The organism is Hymenobacter mucosus, assembly GCF_900188255.1.
Classification (GTDB): domain Bacteria; phylum Bacteroidota; class Bacteroidia; order Cytophagales; family Hymenobacteraceae; genus Hymenobacter; species Hymenobacter mucosus.
Window position 1 is genome coordinate 1 of sequence record NZ_FZNS01000010.1, and the last position, 14,736, is coordinate 14,736.

Below are 14,736 nucleotides of genomic sequence, written 5' to 3' on the forward strand. Positions count from 1 at the left end.
CGCGGGCTGGAACGATAACTATCTGACCCGGCTCCTAACCTGCGCCCGCGAAAATAACCGAGCGGCTGCTCCCTAGATTTGATGCGTAAGCCCTGGGGGCCCTCCCACCAAGTAATGCCATTCACCCAGGGCCCCAAAGCCGCGGCGATTGTACACGTCGCAGAGTAGCTGAATACCCTCGATCTGATAAGTGCTATGCGGGGAGAAGGCACTGACTAACTGCCCTACCCCGAAGCGGGGCTCAGGCCGCTGCCGGCCGCTGCTCACGTACGCCAGCTGCCCAACAATGCCGAAGGAGCCGCGCCAGCGCTTCTCGTCCAGCGGCCCGACCGCCAGGGCACGTTTCAGGCAGGCAACTTCTTCAGCCACCTCGCGCACGCCAATGGTGCGGGCCAACACAGCAATGGCCTCCTCTGGCGTGTTGCAGAAGATGATCCGGTCGTTTTCACTAGGTAGGCGAACTTCCAGGTGCCCGCCGGCTACGCCTTCGGTATGCTGGTGCAGTAAGCCGTGGGCCACGGGTTCCGGCCCGGCCTCCAGCCGGAAATACTCGGCCGCGTCGATGCGCCGCCCATTCAGCTCAATGGAGTGGCCGGCCCCGGTGGCCCGGATAGCTGTTACCAACCCCGTGTACGGCTCCTGGCGGGTCGTGCTGGCGAGGCTGCCCAGCTGAAAGATGCCGGCCGCAGTGGTCAGCAATAGTAGGGAATTGCGCATGGCAGTAGGGGAAATGAGGCTTACGTTGTTGTTTTTTATACGCAAGAAATGCGCCTCAGTTGCTTCAAATGCGGTTTTTAGGCTAAAAACCACTTTTTATAAGCCCTATTTTTTTCTCCAAGCATCGGCTCAGGCAGCTTGGCTGTAGCTCAGCTCCTGCTGCATCGTTACCCGCAAGCCGGGAAATACCCAGTGCTCCGGCACCCCCAGCGTATCCGTTGCGAAGTCCTGCACGGCATCGAGCAAATGCAGCAGGCCCATTCCCGGCGACTCCTGCGCGTGCCCCCCGTCGAGGCGCGTTAGCAGCCACTGTTTCATTTCCGACACACCCCTCCAATACTGGCGCCGCTGGTTCAGTTCTCCGCCCTGAGCGCTGAAGGCCTCGCGCAGATTGTCGATAAACCGCAGCAGGCGGCGGCCGGCCCGATCTGTCGGCTCTTTCCGGTCCATGGTCCTGCGTAGCCACCGGCGCTGCTCAGCCAGCAGGGCATAGTCAATGGTCTGAAAGAATGCGGCCGCCGCACGTTCTGCGGCCGACTCAGGGGCGGAATCAAACAATAGTATCTGCATGGCTTGGGACTACTTAGCGGCCTTTCTCGGCTAGTTTGCGGCGTTCAATCTGGGTCTTGCACCAATCCAGCAGCAGCGAACAATCCTGTTCGCTGCCTGACTCGCCGGCATCGCGTAGGCATTCCCGCTCCCGGTCAAAATGATGGCTCATGGTAATACGGTTCAGAAATTGCAGCTGCTTTTCCGTTGCCCGGCTTTTCGGCACAACTGGGGCATCCAGCGCTACGCGCTCCGATGGGTTGATTGACGGGCAGTAAAACCAGGCACCATCGGCGTACACGTAGTTCGCCTCCTGCCAACCCACATTAAGCACGGCGGATAGGTAGCAATCGGCTTGAAACCCGCTGAGGTGGGTCAGCGCTACGGCAGTGGCCGGGTCGGTGCAATCCCGTAGGCGGGCTTCGAGCACCTGGGCGTCGGCAAAGGCGGGTACCGTTGCCACGCGCCAAAGTGTATCGTGGACCTGAACGCTGATGCTCGCGCTCACGGGGCCGGTGTAAGGGCAAATAGTAGGCATATCGGGAAGGGGTAAGGAGGCTGCGTTGTTAGTATTTATACGCAAAAAACCGCCTAAACGATGCCGTAACGATGTTTTTTTGTTGTTATATATATTCGTTCAAGGTGCTTACTGCCCGACTGCCCCGCCCCCTTGCCACGCAAGAGTAATCAGCCAAAAAAAACCGCCGTTATACGAGGATAACGGCGGCTGATTTCTTATTGCGTGAAAAATGGCACTAGCCTTTTAGGCCGCTGGCGCCAAGGTGCCAGCCATCCGTGTCGATGATGATTTTACCCGCCGCGTCCTGTATCGTGATACGGTCGTCGCGGAGCCCGTGCGTGTCGCTGGAATCACTGCACGTAAAGCAGATGGAAACCTGGTATTTGGCCAGCAAGGCTTTCAAGTCGGCGCGAAGTTGTTTCTTGGTGGCTGCGTCCATCGTAGTAAAAGATATAATAGTGCATACGTTCCCGGCCTCCTTTTGTTAATAAATAACAACAAAAAAACGGCCATACTAAAGTAGAATGGCCGTTTTACAAGCTACCTTCCCGCAGCTAGTATCTCTATTCCTGCAGGCGTTGGTACTCACTGGCTAAGTCTGCTATAAGTACCGGCAGCAGCTTGGCTAAATCCGTAGGATTCGGCCGCTGCACAACCTGGTTAAAAAACTCGTCGCTGGCATCCACGTCCTCCTCCTGCAGGCCGGCCGCCCGGAGCTGGGCCTTGCCCTCCTCAATGGCGCTGGTCAGGTTGTCGCAGAACACCTGGTCGGCCGCGGCGCGTAGTTGTAGCCGTCCTTCCGTCAGCCGCCGATATTCCCGCTGATAAAACTGCCGGGCCAGCGGACCACCGGCGCCGTAGTTGGTGCCGTTTTCCTTGCAGAAGCTCTTGGCGTGGGCAATCGGCCCCTCCAGGGCGGCCACAAACTCGAAGTACACGGAATCCCATAATTCCAGCACCTGGCTTAGCGTCAGTGCCTGCCAGGCTAGGGCCGTTCCGAGGCGCGCAGCAACGTCGGCCGGGGTCGGCAAGGGCGTTGAGCGCAGATCAACGGCCGTAGGCGTGGCGACCGAGAACATATCCATCTGCATAGGGCTAGGCTTTGCGGTTGCGTTTGCGAGGCAGGGGGCTGCTGGGGCCGGTTATCGCAGTGCCCTGCACGTGGTAGATCACCGGCTGCACGCCCCAGGCTGCGCCGTCAAGCCAGGCGTACACCAGCATACCGCTGCCCTCGGTGAAATAATGCAGACAGGCTTCCCTGTCCCGTGGCCCGGCTCCGAGTCGGATTGGAACGCCGCCTGCCAGCAGCTTCATGGACGCCCAGCTGTCCTCCATCTTCTTGTATACCCGCTTGTAATGCGCGTCTTTTTTGGGGCGGTTGCTGAGCGTCGTTTCGTAAGCCATAGTCTGGTAGGTCTGTCTACTACTTTTACGAATAACCGCTGCCATTTGATGCTTTCAGACACCCCAAAAACAGCCTTAAATCACCTAAAAACAAGCTTTTACCCCTACTGCCCACCTGCTTATTTACCCGGTTTCAAACGATCTGGCAGGGGCAAAAAAAAGCCTAGCCGAAGCTAGGCATTGGCAATATCAGGTGCGGGAAGTTACCTGGTGGCCACCGTGCCGGCACTGGCCATGCGAGCCAACTGGCTTTCCGTGCGCTGGCGGAGCAAGCAGATCTGCTGGTACCCTTTGCGCAAGGCGGGCAAGGCCTGCGCCGGGCTCTGGAGCTGCTGCACCCGCAGGGCCTCCAACGGGTCCCAGCTGCGCTCCAACTCATCGGCAAAGCTTCGCCAGTGCCGCAGTTGCTGCGGATTTTGTCGGGCTACCTGGCAGGCCTGGGTGATAACGGCGCTCAGGCGGCGATACTCGGCAAAGTACGCCTTTACCAGGGCATGCTGCCGGACGCTGCTCAGTTGAGGCGTACCGGTCCAGATCTGGTCGGTTTCGGCAAAGTTCCGGACTGACGTTAGATCATTGCTCAGCATCGAGGGCAACGAAGTGCGAGCGGCTGCCGCGTGGGGCACCTGAGCCTGCACGCGGATAACGGGGCCGGTGGCCAGACCGGCCAGCAGCAGCAGGGTAACTGGTAAGATTCGTTTCATTGCTCCGGGATAAGGGGTTGGGTTGCTGCTAAGTATTTGCAAATAAAAGGCTAACCACCCCATTATGCAACTATATTTGATAGCATAATAAGACCATTGTTTCTACTTAAACGCCTAGTCCGATGCTGAATTTTCCGGAGCCTGCCGCCGGTGAGGTAAAAACCCGTCGCCTATACTATGACTTGCCTTCCGGCGCGGAGGCTCCTACTCCCGATACCTTCCTGGTTAGCATTGGCCAGCTCGGCGGGCAGCCGCGGGTAAACTCGATATACCACGTTGTCAGCGTTCGGGCCCGCAAGGTGCAGCAACCCCATTGCTGCCGGTATTTCCTGCAGGTGCTCCTGGCGCCAGATATGAAGCCCTACACGGAGCTGGTCGTAGCTGATGGGATACCAACTGTGAAAGTGAAGGGCGTCCTTGCTTACCCGTTGTTCTGGTATCCGCGCACCAAAAGGGGTGCCGGCCCCTGACCTGCCGCCCGTTGAAAGGATAGAAATTGTAAGCGAAAAAAGGGCCTCCTGAATTCAGGAGACCCTTTTCGTCTATTGCTGGAGCCCGTAAGGGCAGCTATTCTATTCCTATACGCTGCCGGTACAGCCGCCAGAGTAACCCTGCCAGCAGCAACAGGCCAACCTCACTGAGTAGGCCCAGGGTGTACACTATACCGGCAAACCAATGGTGGGGCTGCAGTAACAGGGGGCGGATTCCTCCGAGTACCATCAGCGTTGTCCCGGATGCCAGCAGGCCTACGGCCTTACTTGACAGTCCTCGCAGGGCCTGGCCATGGTATAAGGCGCGTAGTACGGTGATGATAGTCATTGGGTAGTAAGAGGGCTTAGGCCCCTAAAGCTATGGCCCGGCGCCGGGTTTCCTGCTGGGCCTGCCGGTAGGGCCGCTCCCGCTCGTACTGGGTCGGCACGCCCGCCGCACGGCAGGCAGCTCGATCAGCCTGCCGGCGTACCGTCGTTACGTGGGTGGCCATCAGCCCGGCCGCCTGCGTGGCTTTGAGCCCCCGCGTAACTTTCGTGGTGCCTTCCGGGCAAGAACTCATGTCAACCTCGTGCAGGCCATTCGCTGCCACTTTAATAGTAATGGCGGAATCAAGGCGGGCCTCCAGCACTGGTTTGCTTTCGGGGGTTGCCTGAATATAGAGAACGGCAAAAAGCTTGGCGTCGGGTTTGGTGGCGTGGCTCATCGTTTTGGAATGGGGCTGTAGGGAATAAAAGAGGAGCGGCGGATTGCTGGAGCCTAGCTGTAAGGCTCCAGCTCCCGACCGTACACGTGGGGCAGCGGCTTGGCATTTTGCCCCCGGCAATACCAGTCGGGCAAGTTGGGTACATCCACCAGCACCCCGAGCCAGCCGTCCAGATGGAAGTAGCCCTGCACCTTGCCGGCCCCGATGCTATTCATGTGGATGGTTACGTTTTGCCCGAGCAGCGGCACGAAGCTTTTCCCGCTCCACTTGACTTCCGGTAGCGCGGGCAGGCGCCAGGGCTCAACCGTGGCCTGGCGGGGCGGTACCGGCGTGATTTCCGGAGCTACACTAGGCCACTCTGGATTCTCATTGCCGGCATTGCGGGCCTGCTGATCCGCTAGGGCGGCTTCGAGCCCTTCCGGGTAGGCAATACCCAACCGTTCCAACGTGGCAATTACTTCGGCAACCGTCATGCTGGCGTCCCCGTGGCGCAGGTTGTCGAACACGCTCACCTCCAGCTGCGGGTAGTGGGGCACGTAGGTTTCGACGTTCAGGAAGAAGTACTGCAGCGGGCGGTCCCAGCCGCATAGCACCTGAACCGGGACGCGCTGCTCGGCGGCGTCAGAATCCAGGCGAAGTGCGGGCGAGGCCTGGGCGGCAAGAGCTGAGGCGAAAAAACGATTTTGACTCATTTGAAGGCGGGTAAAGTGGCTTGCGTTGTTGCTATTTATACGCAAGCCGTGATTTATCGTTGCTTGAAAAGCAGCAAAAAACCCGCTCTATTATTTTTAAATGGACATTCTGCTAATAAAATATTTATTTCTCAACGACCTACAACTAAAGCTTAACCCGTCGATATAATTTCTAAAATAATAACACTTTATGAAGTCAATTACGACGTTCAATGTAGGGGGTAGATCAGCAGTCTGCTGCCTCCTGCCAGCTGGTATGCAAACCAGCCTGACTACAGCAATGGTAGTAGCCTACCTTGAAATAATTGTGGGGCCTGGCGGTATAGTTGCCCTACAATATCAAGGCTCGGATGAGGTTATAACCCATGTTGAGGACCCCGTTCTGCTTTCCATTCTAGCGCTGCAGTTGTTCCTGATGAACTAGCGGTGGTAAAGACAAAGAGCCGGCACACGTGCCGGCTCTTTGCTTTTGTAGCTATGGCTGCTTGACTGCCCACCAACTGTAGAGCATAATGGCGCACATCACCGTTACCATGCCGTACATCAGCCCCCGCAAAAAAGTCGGTAGGCCCTGCGCCAGCACGGCAAACGAGGAGAAGAATATCAGCTTGGAAATATGCCGCTCCTGGAAATGCCCCTCGACCCAAAAAGAAAGCATAATGAGCGCCAGGAACCAGTAATATTTCTTGCGCTTATGTGGTGCTGTCGTGACGGCCGCCGCTGGGTGCTGCTTAGGATCTATCATCTTTTCTACCGGGCTTTTGGATGTTGGAAAAATAGGACTGCATCACCCGCACGTGACGGTCGACGGCGGCCTGCTCTTGCCGGGCAATCTGAAGGCTAAGATTTCCATAAGTCTTATCTGGGCTTGAAGTAACTACAGTGAGGGCTCTAATCCCAATAATCCAGTACCGGCCGCTCCGCTTCCGGAATGGCTTCGTAGGCGGCCTCTGCGTCCGTCCTTGCCTGCGTCACGGCGGCAATGCTGGTGGTCACGCTGGCCAGCGCCTGGGCGCAGTACTGCTGCTGCTGGTCTACCGGCAGATTCGCCCGCTGTGCCTGGCGCTTGTAGCTGTTGAATGTCTGACGGTCGAGCCGCAGACGCTCCCGAGAGGCCCGCAGCTTGGTGCGGGCCTGCTCGAAAGTATCAAGTGGGGTCGTGCTCATATACTAAGCGGCGGCGCTAGTAAACATATCGAGCTGTTCGGCCGGCCGAGTAAAGGTTAAGGTATGGCCGGACTCGCGCTGGAGCTTGGCGCGCACCTGGCGGCTGAATTCGCGGTTGGCATCCACCTGCTCCCAGCGCTTGGCACTTTCTTCCTGCCGGCGCTGCTGGCCTAGGCTCTGCTGCACCTTCTCGGCCTGGTTCAGGCGCTGGTGGTAGATGTGCTGGCGGGTGTGCTGGATTACATCCCGTAGAAATACCTGCTGGCGCTCGATAGGCCGCATGTTGTAGTATACTCCAGCAAACTCGCTGGGCAGGTCCACCGGCACCCACGTAGCCAGAAATTCGCGCTGGATAGGCGTCAAGAGCTTTTCATTGCGGTCGGGGTGTTGCTCAGCCAGGCGCAGCTCGTGCAGCAGTTCGTTTAAACGGCGCTCAGCCTCGGTGGCAAACCCGGAAACGAAAGGCAGGCCTTGGTAGGGGGCAGCCTGGGCATCCTCAATGTAGGGTCGGCCAAAGCAGCCGCGGCGGTCTGGGTCGTTGCACAGTCCGATGAACTCAAACTCATGCTTTCTCATCACCTCCGGCCAGTTAACGGCGCTGAAAGCGGTAAGGCGGGGAGCAAATAACGGGGCTGATTTCGGAGCTAGGGGCAGCTTTTTCATGGGGAGGCAGGTTGCTTGCGTTGTATATAGAGGTATACGCGAGGCAGCCACTTTTGTATATAATTAGCAACAACAAAACCTCCCTATTATCCCCCCTGAACGCCTTTTTTCCCAACTGCCCACCCAGCCGCTACCGGCCTTGTCCTAGTTCCCGCCGCATTGTGGGCACGCTGGCCACCCCATGCTATCATCGAGGCAGCTGGCCGTGGTTTTGTAGCCACACCAAGCGCATTTCAGCAAGGGCTCCTTACTGGCCACGGGCGTAATCTGCCGTTGCTGGCACTTGGACTGCCGTTTAACCCGTACCGAAACAAGATCATCGAAAACAGAAGGAGTAGCCATATATGTACTAACGAAGATGGCCCGCTATCGTTAATAAAAGACAACAAAAAAGAGGGCCAAAAGCCCCCTTTTTCACGCTTGTCAGCACATTCTGCCCAACTGCCCGCTTACACTGCCGGCGGCGTCCATAGTGTTTCAGCGCCGTGCAGGTTGATATAGGCTCAATTCCTGCTTGTCCATCTTTACTAGGTACTTGCCAAAACCACCCCCACCGCGCACGAACAGCTCGCCGTCTGCTCCGCTCAGCGAGGCTAATACTTCTTTCTCTGGCTGGGATAAAGACCGCCACAACATGCTAGGCTCCGGCTCGCTGGCTACTGCCGGCAGCAGCAGCTGGTAGCCAAAAGACTCATACAGGTTGATGGCGGCGGGATATTCGGGAGAGAAAAGAGCAGCCGGGCTCAGGTGCCAGGCCATAATGACTTTGCGCCAATGTCGGTTGCGGGGGCGCAGATACTCCGCCAGAAACTTCTCCCCAGACTCTTGCAGGCAGCACCCGGGCAATTCGTCGATGAGTACGGTAGCTGGTCGATGGCCGTTGGCTACGTGGCTGTCGATGGCGTGTAGTAGCAGCCACATGAAATACTGCTGGCGCTTCTGGGCCAGCTCACCGTCGGCCAGCTCGATGCAAAGCTCCAGATACAGTAGCCGGTTGATCGGATGCAGCAGCTCGGCAACTTCTCTTGGAGCAGCATTCATTAAATTCCCCAAGGCTTCGCCATAGCAGAAGATGCGGCCTACGGAAGCAAACCAGGCCATGAACAGCGCGGCATCATCCATAGCCCAGGTTGCGGCGGCCCAAGTACGGGTTGTGGGCGCGGTTACAAACTCAAAGAAAGAAGTGAAACACGGGCCGGTTACCCCAGACCAGGGAGCCTGTTGGTAATAATACTCCAGCATAGAAAACAACTCCACCTGGAACTGCTCAATTCCGCGGCCGGACTCCTGGCCCAGCAGCTGCAGCAACAGCTGATGCAGGGCATGCAGCCCATCAGCTGCCTGAAACTTGGGCTGTAGGAACGGATTAAATCCGGCTTGCTGGTCGGCGTCCACTTCCCGGCAGGCCCCGTCCAAGTACTGCGTAAAGTGGTATAAGGCCCCTTGCCGCTGCTGCAGGCACACCATTACGACTGTTTCTCCATTCTCATACGCATTTCGGGCCAGGCGACCCAACAGGTGGCCCTGCCCGGAGCCTTGCGGACCCAGTACCAGCATGTGATCCGTAGAGGCTTCGCCGGCGCGTATTACCCGCTGATACGAACGGGTAGCAGCACCTTTCAGCCACAATTCACCTTGGGCAAGGGTAGTATTCAAATCTGGGGCAACGGCAACGATGGTTTCCATGGGATTGAGTGGGAAAAGTAAGATTGGGAATGGCGGCTTAGAGTTGCTGTAATTCGGCTTCTAGGAGGGGGGCCTGATAGCGGGCGTAGTAGTCAGGATCTTCGGCAGCGTAGCGTGCCATCAGCGCCCGTAGCTCGTCTTTGCGCTGCTGCCGGGCAATGGCGTGCTGTTGGCGCTCCAGCTTTGCCTGCTCCCGGCGCTGCAGGCGCTGGGGTAATCGGTCGATGAGCTGTTGACGGACGAAGGCGCCCAGCTCGGGTAAGGGAATGTGCTCGGCTGAGGCCAGCCAACTCCCGAGTTCGTGGTTTCGCAGCCTGCTAAGCCCTTTTTCACCCCGACTTTTGAGAAAGGCCTTTACTTCCTCAGCCAGGAGTAGAAAAGCCAGGCTGCGGCGACGGACCTGCTCATGCGGCTGTGCCGGGCGCAAAGTGGCCAGCCCTTCCTCGGTGGCCACCAGTATCCCCGCCCACAATGGAAGCTGGGCTATAAGTCCCGGCACGTGGCGCTGGGTGACCACGAAGCTTACCAGGTCGTAGGCTTGGCTGTAGCACTTCAATTGGTTGGGTACGCGCTTCAGCGTATCGGCATCTCCCTTCAGCTCGTAGCCGTGCATAAAGGACGGGGTGATGTGCACCACGTCGGCCCGGGTTGAGCCCGTAGGCAACTCGTCGACGTGGACGCCACCGAGCAGCAGGGGATACAGCAGAGGCCTGATTGCCGCGTCATTCATGGCTGCTGCTTAGCAATGCTTGCGGACCGACAACCGCTGGGCTGATTTACATAAGACGGGTAGGAGGCCTGCTGCTGCTGCAGTTGCAGGCGCTGAAGCTCCCGCCAACGTTTTTGCAGCTGCTCATCGCGGTACTCCATCACGGCGTAGGCAATCAGGCCGAGAACCGAAATAGTCAGGGATACGCCGATTAAAATGTGGTAGAGAAGTGGGTGGTAGTTCATGGTTTCGGGTGAGGAAGGTTATGGGCGTAAGTCTGTGTAGCGCCACCCTTGAAAGCCGCGCTGGGCCACCGGCGGTATGGGGCGCCACACGGCCAAGCGCACTTTAGGCCCTGTGAATACCTCGGCTACCTGCTGATTTACTCCGTAGCGGTGTATTTCTTCCTCTGTAAAGTCAAGCACCGTGAAGTAGCCGCGGATGTAGCCACTGTGCACCAGGAAGCACAGTGCGCCGGGCCCGCTCTCCTTGGGGAAGTAGCGGCAGGAAAACGACCAGAAATCTTCCTCGCTGTCGCAGCCCTGCAGGATCTTCTCCACGTCGACCCAGTGGCGTAAGTCCCCACGCTGGGGGATGGTCGTAAGTAGATTTTTCATCAAGAAATCAACTGCGCAATCCTGTCAGATAATCATGTTTCCGTTGCTACAGACGAGATGCTTGCCTGTGCCAAGGGATTGTAATGCAATTAAAAATAATTGCATTACAATCCATAGAATTCCCAGCAAAACTTCTGTTTTACTGCATTATGCGTTGTGCATCCGGATGCTGAAAGCGTACGGCATGATAAGCGAAACGACCTCCCGGAATGCGTCCCGGTCTAAGCCATGCCAGGGGCCGGCGGCGCTTGTCGTGTAACCGCTCACATCAGCCAGGGACTGTTCAGCCAGTACCACATGGTAATACACTTGCTGGCCCCGGTCACGGTATTGCTGCATCTGCCGGGCCTGCTCACCGGCACTGGCTCCGTAGCGGGTAATCCGCTCGCTTACGCCCCAACCCAGTCGCTCACCCTCGCCATAATGATACAGCCAGGTGGCGCTGTTCTCCACGGGGTCAAACTGAAGGGATATTCCGGTGACCCGGTAACTTTCGTTCTCCAGGTAAAAGCGAACAAACTCTCCCACGCCGTGCCGGGGTAGCCGACGGCTGGAAGCACCAGCGGCCAGGTAAGCTACTTGTCCGCCTGCATCCGTGAGACGGCTCGACCAACGCGTGATACCGTCGGTCAGCTGGCTTGGCCTGGCCACAACCGCGCGCACAGTTTGTTCCAGCTCCGCATCGACCCGCAGGTAGCAGTCCAGCATGCCCAGCAGCTGCTCTACCGAGTCAGCAAACAGAATCCGATGCTGCTGGCCTGGTAGGTATAATTCGTACACTCCAGCCGTCAGGCCCTTGCGGGCTTGCTGGTCAATCGAAACCGAAGCGAAGGTGGCGGTAGTAGTCATAACGGGAGGAAACTAACAATACAGGCAAAATAAGAAGTTATTTGTTGTTAATTATATACAAACAATGTGCCGTAATGATGCGGATAGCAAGTGTAATTCTGCCTGAGTGAGCATTCTTATCCCTATTGCCCAGGCTACGCCGTCAGGCGGCCAACTCGGTCGGCGGTGCTGGTCGGTTATCCTTCATGGGCGTCAGCCTAGCGGCTCTGGGCTGAAGTATGCCGGCCACAAGCTGTCCTTGCGCATCGCGGCTTTCATCGGCCTTCAGCCACACTTGTTGCACTTTGCGCAGGCTGTTGCAGGCTATCTCAATGTTGCTGGGGTAGGCTGGCTCCAACTCCTGGTTGTCATCAAACCATACCTCGGGCAGCCAGCCGCCAATCAGTTCCGTGGGTGGGCCCTGCAGGCGCAGTACGATGGGATAATCCTGGCCACTGAGTTCATTGGGAAAACCTAAGGCATCAACCTCAAAAGCATCCGTCTCCCACCCGCGCCGGCGTAAGGCCTCGCTCGTGGTAAGAAGCACCAGGTCGATCAGAGTAGCGTCCGGGTTTAACCGGAACACGGGAATGGGTGGTAACGTGGGCATTGATCAGGAAAAAAAAGAAAGGAACTACTCTGCCGTTAAGCCATGGTTACGGGGCGTGCTCAGCAGCGGGGCGCCGGCATGCACGTCGGCTTGGTCACCGGCGCGAAGCGTGGCCTCCAGCAGCCGCTGCAGCGCAGGTACCTGGTCGCGGCCTTGCTGACGGGCCGACGCCTTCTGGCGACGATAGGCCTGGCGCAGGCCGGCCGCCAGCTGCTCCAGCTTCACCCAGGCCGCTAGTTGGTCGAGGGAGGCCACATTCCAGGTGGTCGTGCAGGAATACTGGCTGATGGCGGAATACAGGGGCCCAACGTAGGTATGGCCCTGGGCCTGGCCCGCCTGGTAGTAGATAAAGGTTTCGGTTTCGTGGCCCTCCCGGGTTACATCCATTGCAATGATGGAGCCGACGAATTCACCCGGATGCTGCATTTTGTCAGTGGACGGGCTTGGATAGGCCGCGGCAACTGGATAAGGCTTGTAGTCGCTGGCCAGCGTGGCGGAGGAGGCGATGGTAACCATAACGAGGTGAAAAGGAAATAATGGGAGATGTCTAGCGCGCAAAGTCGGCGCTACTTGCGGAAGTACTCTTGTGCACTGGCCACCAGCTGCTGCATCTTTTTGGCCAGGATATCCAACTGGGCTAACTCACCCGGATCGAGGTCCTGCAGCTCCTGCTGAACCGCCCGGATCTGGGTCTGCACGTGGGCGATGTAGTCGATTTGCTCCTCTCCGTACACCAACCCTTTCTGCTGCAGCCTAACGTAGGCCTGAGCCCGCCGCTCTGGAGCACTTCCCTGCAAACCGGTTACTATGTCCAGCAGACCAGCCTGCTTCAGGGCGTTAACCTGAAATGGGGAAACGTAAGGGCCTTTATGCTCCAGGAAAGCACTCACCAGCGTCCATGGGCTCGCAGTGGCGTTGATCGAGGCAGCTAGCGTGGCAGTCATGGGCAATAGGGAGAAAAGGGTGGCACCGGATGTTGCTAAATATACGCAAGCTTAAAATATTGCGTTGCTCAAAAACCGCAAAAACCCAGATTGATTGAGCAAAAACGACTGAGGGAAGCCATCAGCTCCCCTCGTCGTTCAGCACCTAGAATGGCAGGTCGTTGTCGTCGTCCTCCGTAAAGGCTCCAGCCTTCTCGGTTTCGGCTTTGGTACCGGCCTTCCTACCCAGCAGCTCGATGCTGGTAACGCGAACCTCGATGGTAGGCACGAACTCTCCTTGCGCATTCTTGTAGCCGCCTGGCTTGGGCCGCCCCTGGATCATCACCTGCTGACCTTCCTTCAGATACTCGGCAATTCCGGTTTGACCTTCCTTGCGCCAGATGGTGCAGTCGTACCAGGTAGTCTGCTCGACCTTTTCCCCGGCCTTCTTGAAAGTTTCGTTTACGGCTACGCTGAAGCCGATAGCTTTAGCGCCCTGGGCGTCGCGGACCTGAGCATCTTTGCCGAGGAAGCCGGTGAGAATGAGTTGGTGCATGATGAGGATGAAATAATGGGTGAAAAAAGAGAAAAAAGGAAGTGCTGCTTGTTGTTATTTATACGCAAAAGAAAGCCTTGACGACGACAATTGAGAGCAAAAAAACGGGGTAAATAGGCCCAGAAAAGACTTTCTATCCCAACTGCCCACCTTGCCTTCAACTGGTTTTATTCTGGTTCCGTGTCGGCTTCAACGGGGTCGGGGACGGCATCATAGAGCTGGCAATCCAGGTGGCGGCCGGCGGCTTTTTTTCCGAGCCGCCACAGCCAGGTGCTATCCTCCGGCAGCCACGGTTGGTTACCGTTGATACCGTAATCTCCGCCGCACAGCTGGCCCTGGGGGACAAACTCCCCCCACTGCTTGAACATGAAACTTACTTGGGCCTCGTGGCACTGCTGCTGCAGGCTACGCACCCAGTCCGGGTGTATAGGCCGCGCCTTAGCTCCGGACTCGCCCCCGACAATTACCCAATCCAAGCAGTAGGGCAACACATTGGCAGGATGGTCAAAAGCCGACTGTTCCGCCGTTTCCAGAGCCGGTAAGGTGCAACCTGTAAGGGGGTGCCGGAAGCCAAAGATTTCATCGCTAATCCGGATGCGGGTAAGGTCAACCGGCCCGAGCAGCGGTTCCATACTGACGAAGTGCAGCACTGCCGGCACGCTCAGTAGCCATTGTAACCGGATATCAGCCTGCGTCTGATTTTCAACGGAGGTGCCGAGGAACACATTCGCCGGTGGCTCGCCATTTATCCAGTTGTACAGCCACGGGCCAACGGGGTGCATAAAGGGGGAGGTGGCAAAGGCGTACGAGAGTCCTTCCAGTGTCAGTTCGGGCCGCTTAGTCAGCAACAGCCAGTCCAGGTGCGGCGTTTCCCTAATCAGCATCAGTAGCCGCAGCCGCCACGGCCGCAGCTCATCGCGGTCCTCGAACACATCACCGAGCGAGAGGCAGAATACCCGCCGACGTTCTCCGGCCTGCTGGGCCTCCTCATTCCACTGCAGCGGCAGTTTCCAGTAGTTCTCGGCGGCAGGCGCCCGCCGCCCTGCCGGCCCCCATTCACCCAGCACGAGCGGGTTACGCTTGCTCTGGGTTTCAGCATAGCAGTTTTTACAGCCTGCGGATACCTTCTCGCAGCCCCGCCAGGGGTTGAACGTGTGGTGTGCCCACTCTATCGTTGTGTCTCGACCCATTGGATG

At 57.7% G+C, this 14,736-nt stretch carries 25 protein-coding genes; 2 read left to right on the forward strand and 23 right to left on the reverse strand.

Annotation, left to right across the window (positions count from 1 at the left end; translation table 11 throughout):
• Window positions 1-72: 72 nt before the first annotated feature.
• The 7 genes from CHB83_RS18490 to CHB83_RS18520 form a co-directional block, all read right to left on the reverse strand.
• Window positions 73-717 carry a hypothetical protein gene (locus tag CHB83_RS18490; RefSeq protein WP_143437188.1) on the reverse strand — a complete coding sequence of 215 codons (645 nt, stop codon included), beginning with the start codon at window positions 715-717 and terminating at the stop codon, window positions 73-75.
• 129 nt (window positions 718-846) lie between these two features.
• Complete coding sequence (locus CHB83_RS18495; RefSeq protein WP_089333684.1) at window positions 847-1,287, reverse strand: hypothetical protein; 441 nt, start codon at window positions 1,285-1,287, stop codon at window positions 847-849.
• A gap of 13 nt (window positions 1,288-1,300) precedes the next feature.
• Window positions 1,301-1,804: a hypothetical protein gene (locus CHB83_RS18500; protein ID WP_089333685.1), complete on the reverse strand. Its 504-nt coding sequence runs from the start codon at window positions 1,802-1,804 to the stop codon at window positions 1,301-1,303.
• Window positions 1,805-2,021: 217 nt separating this feature from the next.
• The gene (locus CHB83_RS18505; RefSeq protein ID WP_089333686.1) at window positions 2,022-2,225 is read right to left on the reverse strand and encodes a hypothetical protein; all 204 of its coding nucleotides are present in this window, start codon (window positions 2,223-2,225) and stop codon (window positions 2,022-2,024) included.
• 124 nt (window positions 2,226-2,349) lie between these two features.
• Window positions 2,350-2,865, reverse strand: coding sequence for a hypothetical protein (locus tag CHB83_RS18510; RefSeq protein ID WP_143437189.1), 516 nt, complete (start codon window positions 2,863-2,865; stop codon window positions 2,350-2,352).
• A gap of 16 nt (window positions 2,866-2,881) precedes the next feature.
• Entirely contained in the window at window positions 2,882-3,190 is a 309-nt protein-coding gene (locus tag CHB83_RS18515) for a hypothetical protein (protein ID WP_089333688.1), read from the reverse strand.
• A gap of 203 nt (window positions 3,191-3,393) precedes the next feature.
• Window positions 3,394-3,894, reverse strand: coding sequence for a hypothetical protein (locus tag CHB83_RS18520; protein WP_089333689.1), 501 nt, complete (start codon window positions 3,892-3,894; stop codon window positions 3,394-3,396).
• Between the two features lie 122 nt (window positions 3,895-4,016).
• On the opposite strand from CHB83_RS18520, the gene CHB83_RS18525 reads away from it, so the two are divergent.
• Entirely contained in the window at window positions 4,017-4,364 is a 348-nt protein-coding gene (locus CHB83_RS18525) for a hypothetical protein (RefSeq protein ID WP_089333690.1), read from the forward strand.
• Window positions 4,365-4,461: 97 nt separating this feature from the next.
• Here the strand turns inward: CHB83_RS18525 and CHB83_RS18530 are convergent, their stop codons facing one another.
• From CHB83_RS18530 to CHB83_RS18540, 3 genes are read right to left on the reverse strand one after another with little or no spacing between them, the layout of a single operon-like run.
• Window positions 4,462-4,713 carry a hypothetical protein gene (locus tag CHB83_RS18530; protein WP_089333691.1) on the reverse strand — a complete coding sequence of 84 codons (252 nt, stop codon included), beginning with the start codon at window positions 4,711-4,713 and terminating at the stop codon, window positions 4,462-4,464.
• A 16-nt stretch (window positions 4,714-4,729) separates the two neighbouring features.
• Window positions 4,730-5,089 (reverse strand): hypothetical protein, encoded by a 360-nt coding sequence (locus CHB83_RS18535; protein ID WP_089333692.1) that lies wholly within the window; start codon window positions 5,087-5,089, stop codon window positions 4,730-4,732.
• Window positions 5,090-5,142: 53 nt separating this feature from the next.
• Complete coding sequence (locus tag CHB83_RS18540) at window positions 5,143-5,781, reverse strand: hypothetical protein (RefSeq protein ID WP_089333693.1); 639 nt, start codon at window positions 5,779-5,781, stop codon at window positions 5,143-5,145.
• 256 nt (window positions 5,782-6,037) lie between these two features.
• Between CHB83_RS18540 and CHB83_RS23865 the strand changes: the two genes are divergently transcribed.
• Entirely contained in the window at window positions 6,038-6,205 is a 168-nt protein-coding gene (locus tag CHB83_RS23865; RefSeq protein ID WP_179225560.1) for a hypothetical protein, read from the forward strand.
• A 51-nt stretch (window positions 6,206-6,256) separates the two neighbouring features.
• Here CHB83_RS23865 and CHB83_RS18545 read toward each other — a convergent pair whose 3' ends face one another.
• The 13 genes from CHB83_RS18545 to CHB83_RS18605 all read right to left on the reverse strand — a co-directional run bounded on the left by CHB83_RS18545 (window position 6,257) and on the right by CHB83_RS18605 (window position 14,730).
• Window positions 6,257-6,526, reverse strand: coding sequence for a hypothetical protein (locus CHB83_RS18545; RefSeq protein WP_089333694.1), 270 nt, complete (start codon window positions 6,524-6,526; stop codon window positions 6,257-6,259).
• 146 nt (window positions 6,527-6,672) lie between these two features.
• Window positions 6,673-6,948 carry a hypothetical protein gene (locus CHB83_RS18550; RefSeq protein WP_089333695.1) on the reverse strand — a complete coding sequence of 92 codons (276 nt, stop codon included), beginning with the start codon at window positions 6,946-6,948 and terminating at the stop codon, window positions 6,673-6,675.
• A gap of 3 nt (window positions 6,949-6,951) precedes the next feature.
• Entirely contained in the window at window positions 6,952-7,611 is a 660-nt protein-coding gene (locus CHB83_RS18555; protein ID WP_089333696.1) for a hypothetical protein, read from the reverse strand.
• A 477-nt stretch (window positions 7,612-8,088) separates the two neighbouring features.
• Window positions 8,089-9,297 carry a TraG/VirB4 family ATPase gene (locus CHB83_RS18560; RefSeq protein ID WP_089333697.1) on the reverse strand — a complete coding sequence of 403 codons (1,209 nt, stop codon included), beginning with the start codon at window positions 9,295-9,297 and terminating at the stop codon, window positions 8,089-8,091.
• 37 nt (window positions 9,298-9,334) lie between these two features.
• Window positions 9,335-10,027 carry a sce7726 family protein gene (locus CHB83_RS18565; RefSeq protein ID WP_089333698.1) on the reverse strand — a complete coding sequence of 231 codons (693 nt, stop codon included), beginning with the start codon at window positions 10,025-10,027 and terminating at the stop codon, window positions 9,335-9,337.
• A complete protein-coding gene (locus CHB83_RS18570) occupies window positions 10,024-10,251 on the reverse strand; it encodes a hypothetical protein (protein WP_089333699.1) in 228 nt (75 codons plus the stop codon). Before CHB83_RS18570 ends, CHB83_RS18565 begins: the two co-directional genes overlap by 4 nt.
• A gap of 18 nt (window positions 10,252-10,269) precedes the next feature.
• Entirely contained in the window at window positions 10,270-10,623 is a 354-nt protein-coding gene (locus CHB83_RS18575) for a hypothetical protein (protein ID WP_089333700.1), read from the reverse strand.
• A 147-nt stretch (window positions 10,624-10,770) separates the two neighbouring features.
• Window positions 10,771-11,472, reverse strand: coding sequence for a hypothetical protein (locus CHB83_RS18580; protein WP_089333701.1), 702 nt, complete (start codon window positions 11,470-11,472; stop codon window positions 10,771-10,773).
• 142 nt (window positions 11,473-11,614) lie between these two features.
• Window positions 11,615-12,061 (reverse strand): hypothetical protein, encoded by a 447-nt coding sequence (locus CHB83_RS18585; protein ID WP_089333702.1) that lies wholly within the window; start codon window positions 12,059-12,061, stop codon window positions 11,615-11,617.
• A gap of 24 nt (window positions 12,062-12,085) precedes the next feature.
• Window positions 12,086-12,577 (reverse strand): hypothetical protein, encoded by a 492-nt coding sequence (locus CHB83_RS18590; protein ID WP_089333703.1) that lies wholly within the window; start codon window positions 12,575-12,577, stop codon window positions 12,086-12,088.
• A 50-nt stretch (window positions 12,578-12,627) separates the two neighbouring features.
• Window positions 12,628-13,005, reverse strand: a complete 378-nt coding sequence (locus CHB83_RS18595) for a hypothetical protein (RefSeq protein WP_089333704.1) — start codon at window positions 13,003-13,005, stop codon at window positions 12,628-12,630.
• A gap of 145 nt (window positions 13,006-13,150) precedes the next feature.
• Window positions 13,151-13,540, reverse strand: coding sequence for a single-stranded DNA-binding protein (locus tag CHB83_RS18600; protein ID WP_089333705.1), 390 nt, complete (start codon window positions 13,538-13,540; stop codon window positions 13,151-13,153).
• Window positions 13,541-13,707: 167 nt separating this feature from the next.
• Window positions 13,708-14,730, reverse strand: coding sequence for a phage Gp37/Gp68 family protein (locus CHB83_RS18605; RefSeq protein ID WP_089333706.1), 1,023 nt, complete (start codon window positions 14,728-14,730; stop codon window positions 13,708-13,710).
• Window positions 14,731-14,736 lie beyond the last annotated feature (6 nt).

Bases quoted from the DNA above. Each gene is read 5' to 3' on its own strand.
- CHB83_RS18490 (WP_143437188.1), bottom strand. From the start codon at position 717: ATGCGCAATTCCCTACTATTGCTGACCACTGCGGCCGGCATCTTTCAG.
- CHB83_RS18495 (WP_089333684.1), bottom strand. From the start codon at position 1,287: ATGCAGATACTATTGTTTGATTCCGCCCCTGAGTCGGCCGCAGAACGT.
- CHB83_RS18500 (WP_089333685.1), bottom strand. From the start codon at position 1,804: ATGCCTACTATTTGCCCTTACACCGGCCCCGTGAGCGCGAGCATCAGC.
- CHB83_RS18505 (WP_089333686.1), bottom strand. From the start codon at position 2,225: ATGGACGCAGCCACCAAGAAACAACTTCGCGCCGACTTGAAAGCCTTG.
- CHB83_RS18510 (WP_143437189.1), bottom strand. From the start codon at position 2,865: ATGTTCTCGGTCGCCACGCCTACGGCCGTTGATCTGCGCTCAACGCCC.
- CHB83_RS18515 (WP_089333688.1), bottom strand. From the start codon at position 3,190: ATGGCTTACGAAACGACGCTCAGCAACCGCCCCAAAAAAGACGCGCAT.
- CHB83_RS18520 (WP_089333689.1), bottom strand. From the start codon at position 3,894: ATGAAACGAATCTTACCAGTTACCCTGCTGCTGCTGGCCGGTCTGGCC.
- CHB83_RS18525 (WP_089333690.1), top strand. From the start codon at position 4,017: ATGCTGAATTTTCCGGAGCCTGCCGCCGGTGAGGTAAAAACCCGTCGC.
- CHB83_RS18530 (WP_089333691.1), bottom strand. From the start codon at position 4,713: ATGACTATCATCACCGTACTACGCGCCTTATACCATGGCCAGGCCCTG.
- CHB83_RS18535 (WP_089333692.1), bottom strand. From the start codon at position 5,089: ATGAGCCACGCCACCAAACCCGACGCCAAGCTTTTTGCCGTTCTCTAT.
- CHB83_RS18540 (WP_089333693.1), bottom strand. From the start codon at position 5,781: ATGAGTCAAAATCGTTTTTTCGCCTCAGCTCTTGCCGCCCAGGCCTCG.
- CHB83_RS23865 (WP_179225560.1), top strand. From the start codon at position 6,038: ATGCAAACCAGCCTGACTACAGCAATGGTAGTAGCCTACCTTGAAATA.
- CHB83_RS18545 (WP_089333694.1), bottom strand. From the start codon at position 6,526: ATGATAGATCCTAAGCAGCACCCAGCGGCGGCCGTCACGACAGCACCA.
- CHB83_RS18550 (WP_089333695.1), bottom strand. From the start codon at position 6,948: ATGAGCACGACCCCACTTGATACTTTCGAGCAGGCCCGCACCAAGCTG.
- CHB83_RS18555 (WP_089333696.1), bottom strand. From the start codon at position 7,611: ATGAAAAAGCTGCCCCTAGCTCCGAAATCAGCCCCGTTATTTGCTCCC.
- CHB83_RS18560 (WP_089333697.1), bottom strand. From the start codon at position 9,297: ATGGAAACCATCGTTGCCGTTGCCCCAGATTTGAATACTACCCTTGCC.
- CHB83_RS18565 (WP_089333698.1), bottom strand. From the start codon at position 10,027: ATGAATGACGCGGCAATCAGGCCTCTGCTGTATCCCCTGCTGCTCGGT.
- CHB83_RS18570 (WP_089333699.1), bottom strand. From the start codon at position 10,251: ATGAACTACCACCCACTTCTCTACCACATTTTAATCGGCGTATCCCTG.
- CHB83_RS18575 (WP_089333700.1), bottom strand. From the start codon at position 10,623: ATGAAAAATCTACTTACGACCATCCCCCAGCGTGGGGACTTACGCCAC.
- CHB83_RS18580 (WP_089333701.1), bottom strand. From the start codon at position 11,472: ATGACTACTACCGCCACCTTCGCTTCGGTTTCGATTGACCAGCAAGCC.
- CHB83_RS18585 (WP_089333702.1), bottom strand. From the start codon at position 12,061: ATGCCCACGTTACCACCCATTCCCGTGTTCCGGTTAAACCCGGACGCT.
- CHB83_RS18590 (WP_089333703.1), bottom strand. From the start codon at position 12,577: ATGGTTACCATCGCCTCCTCCGCCACGCTGGCCAGCGACTACAAGCCT.
- CHB83_RS18595 (WP_089333704.1), bottom strand. From the start codon at position 13,005: ATGACTGCCACGCTAGCTGCCTCGATCAACGCCACTGCGAGCCCATGG.
- CHB83_RS18600 (WP_089333705.1), bottom strand. From the start codon at position 13,540: ATGCACCAACTCATTCTCACCGGCTTCCTCGGCAAAGATGCTCAGGTC.
- CHB83_RS18605 (WP_089333706.1), bottom strand. From the start codon at position 14,730: ATGGGTCGAGACACAACGATAGAGTGGGCACACCACACGTTCAACCCC.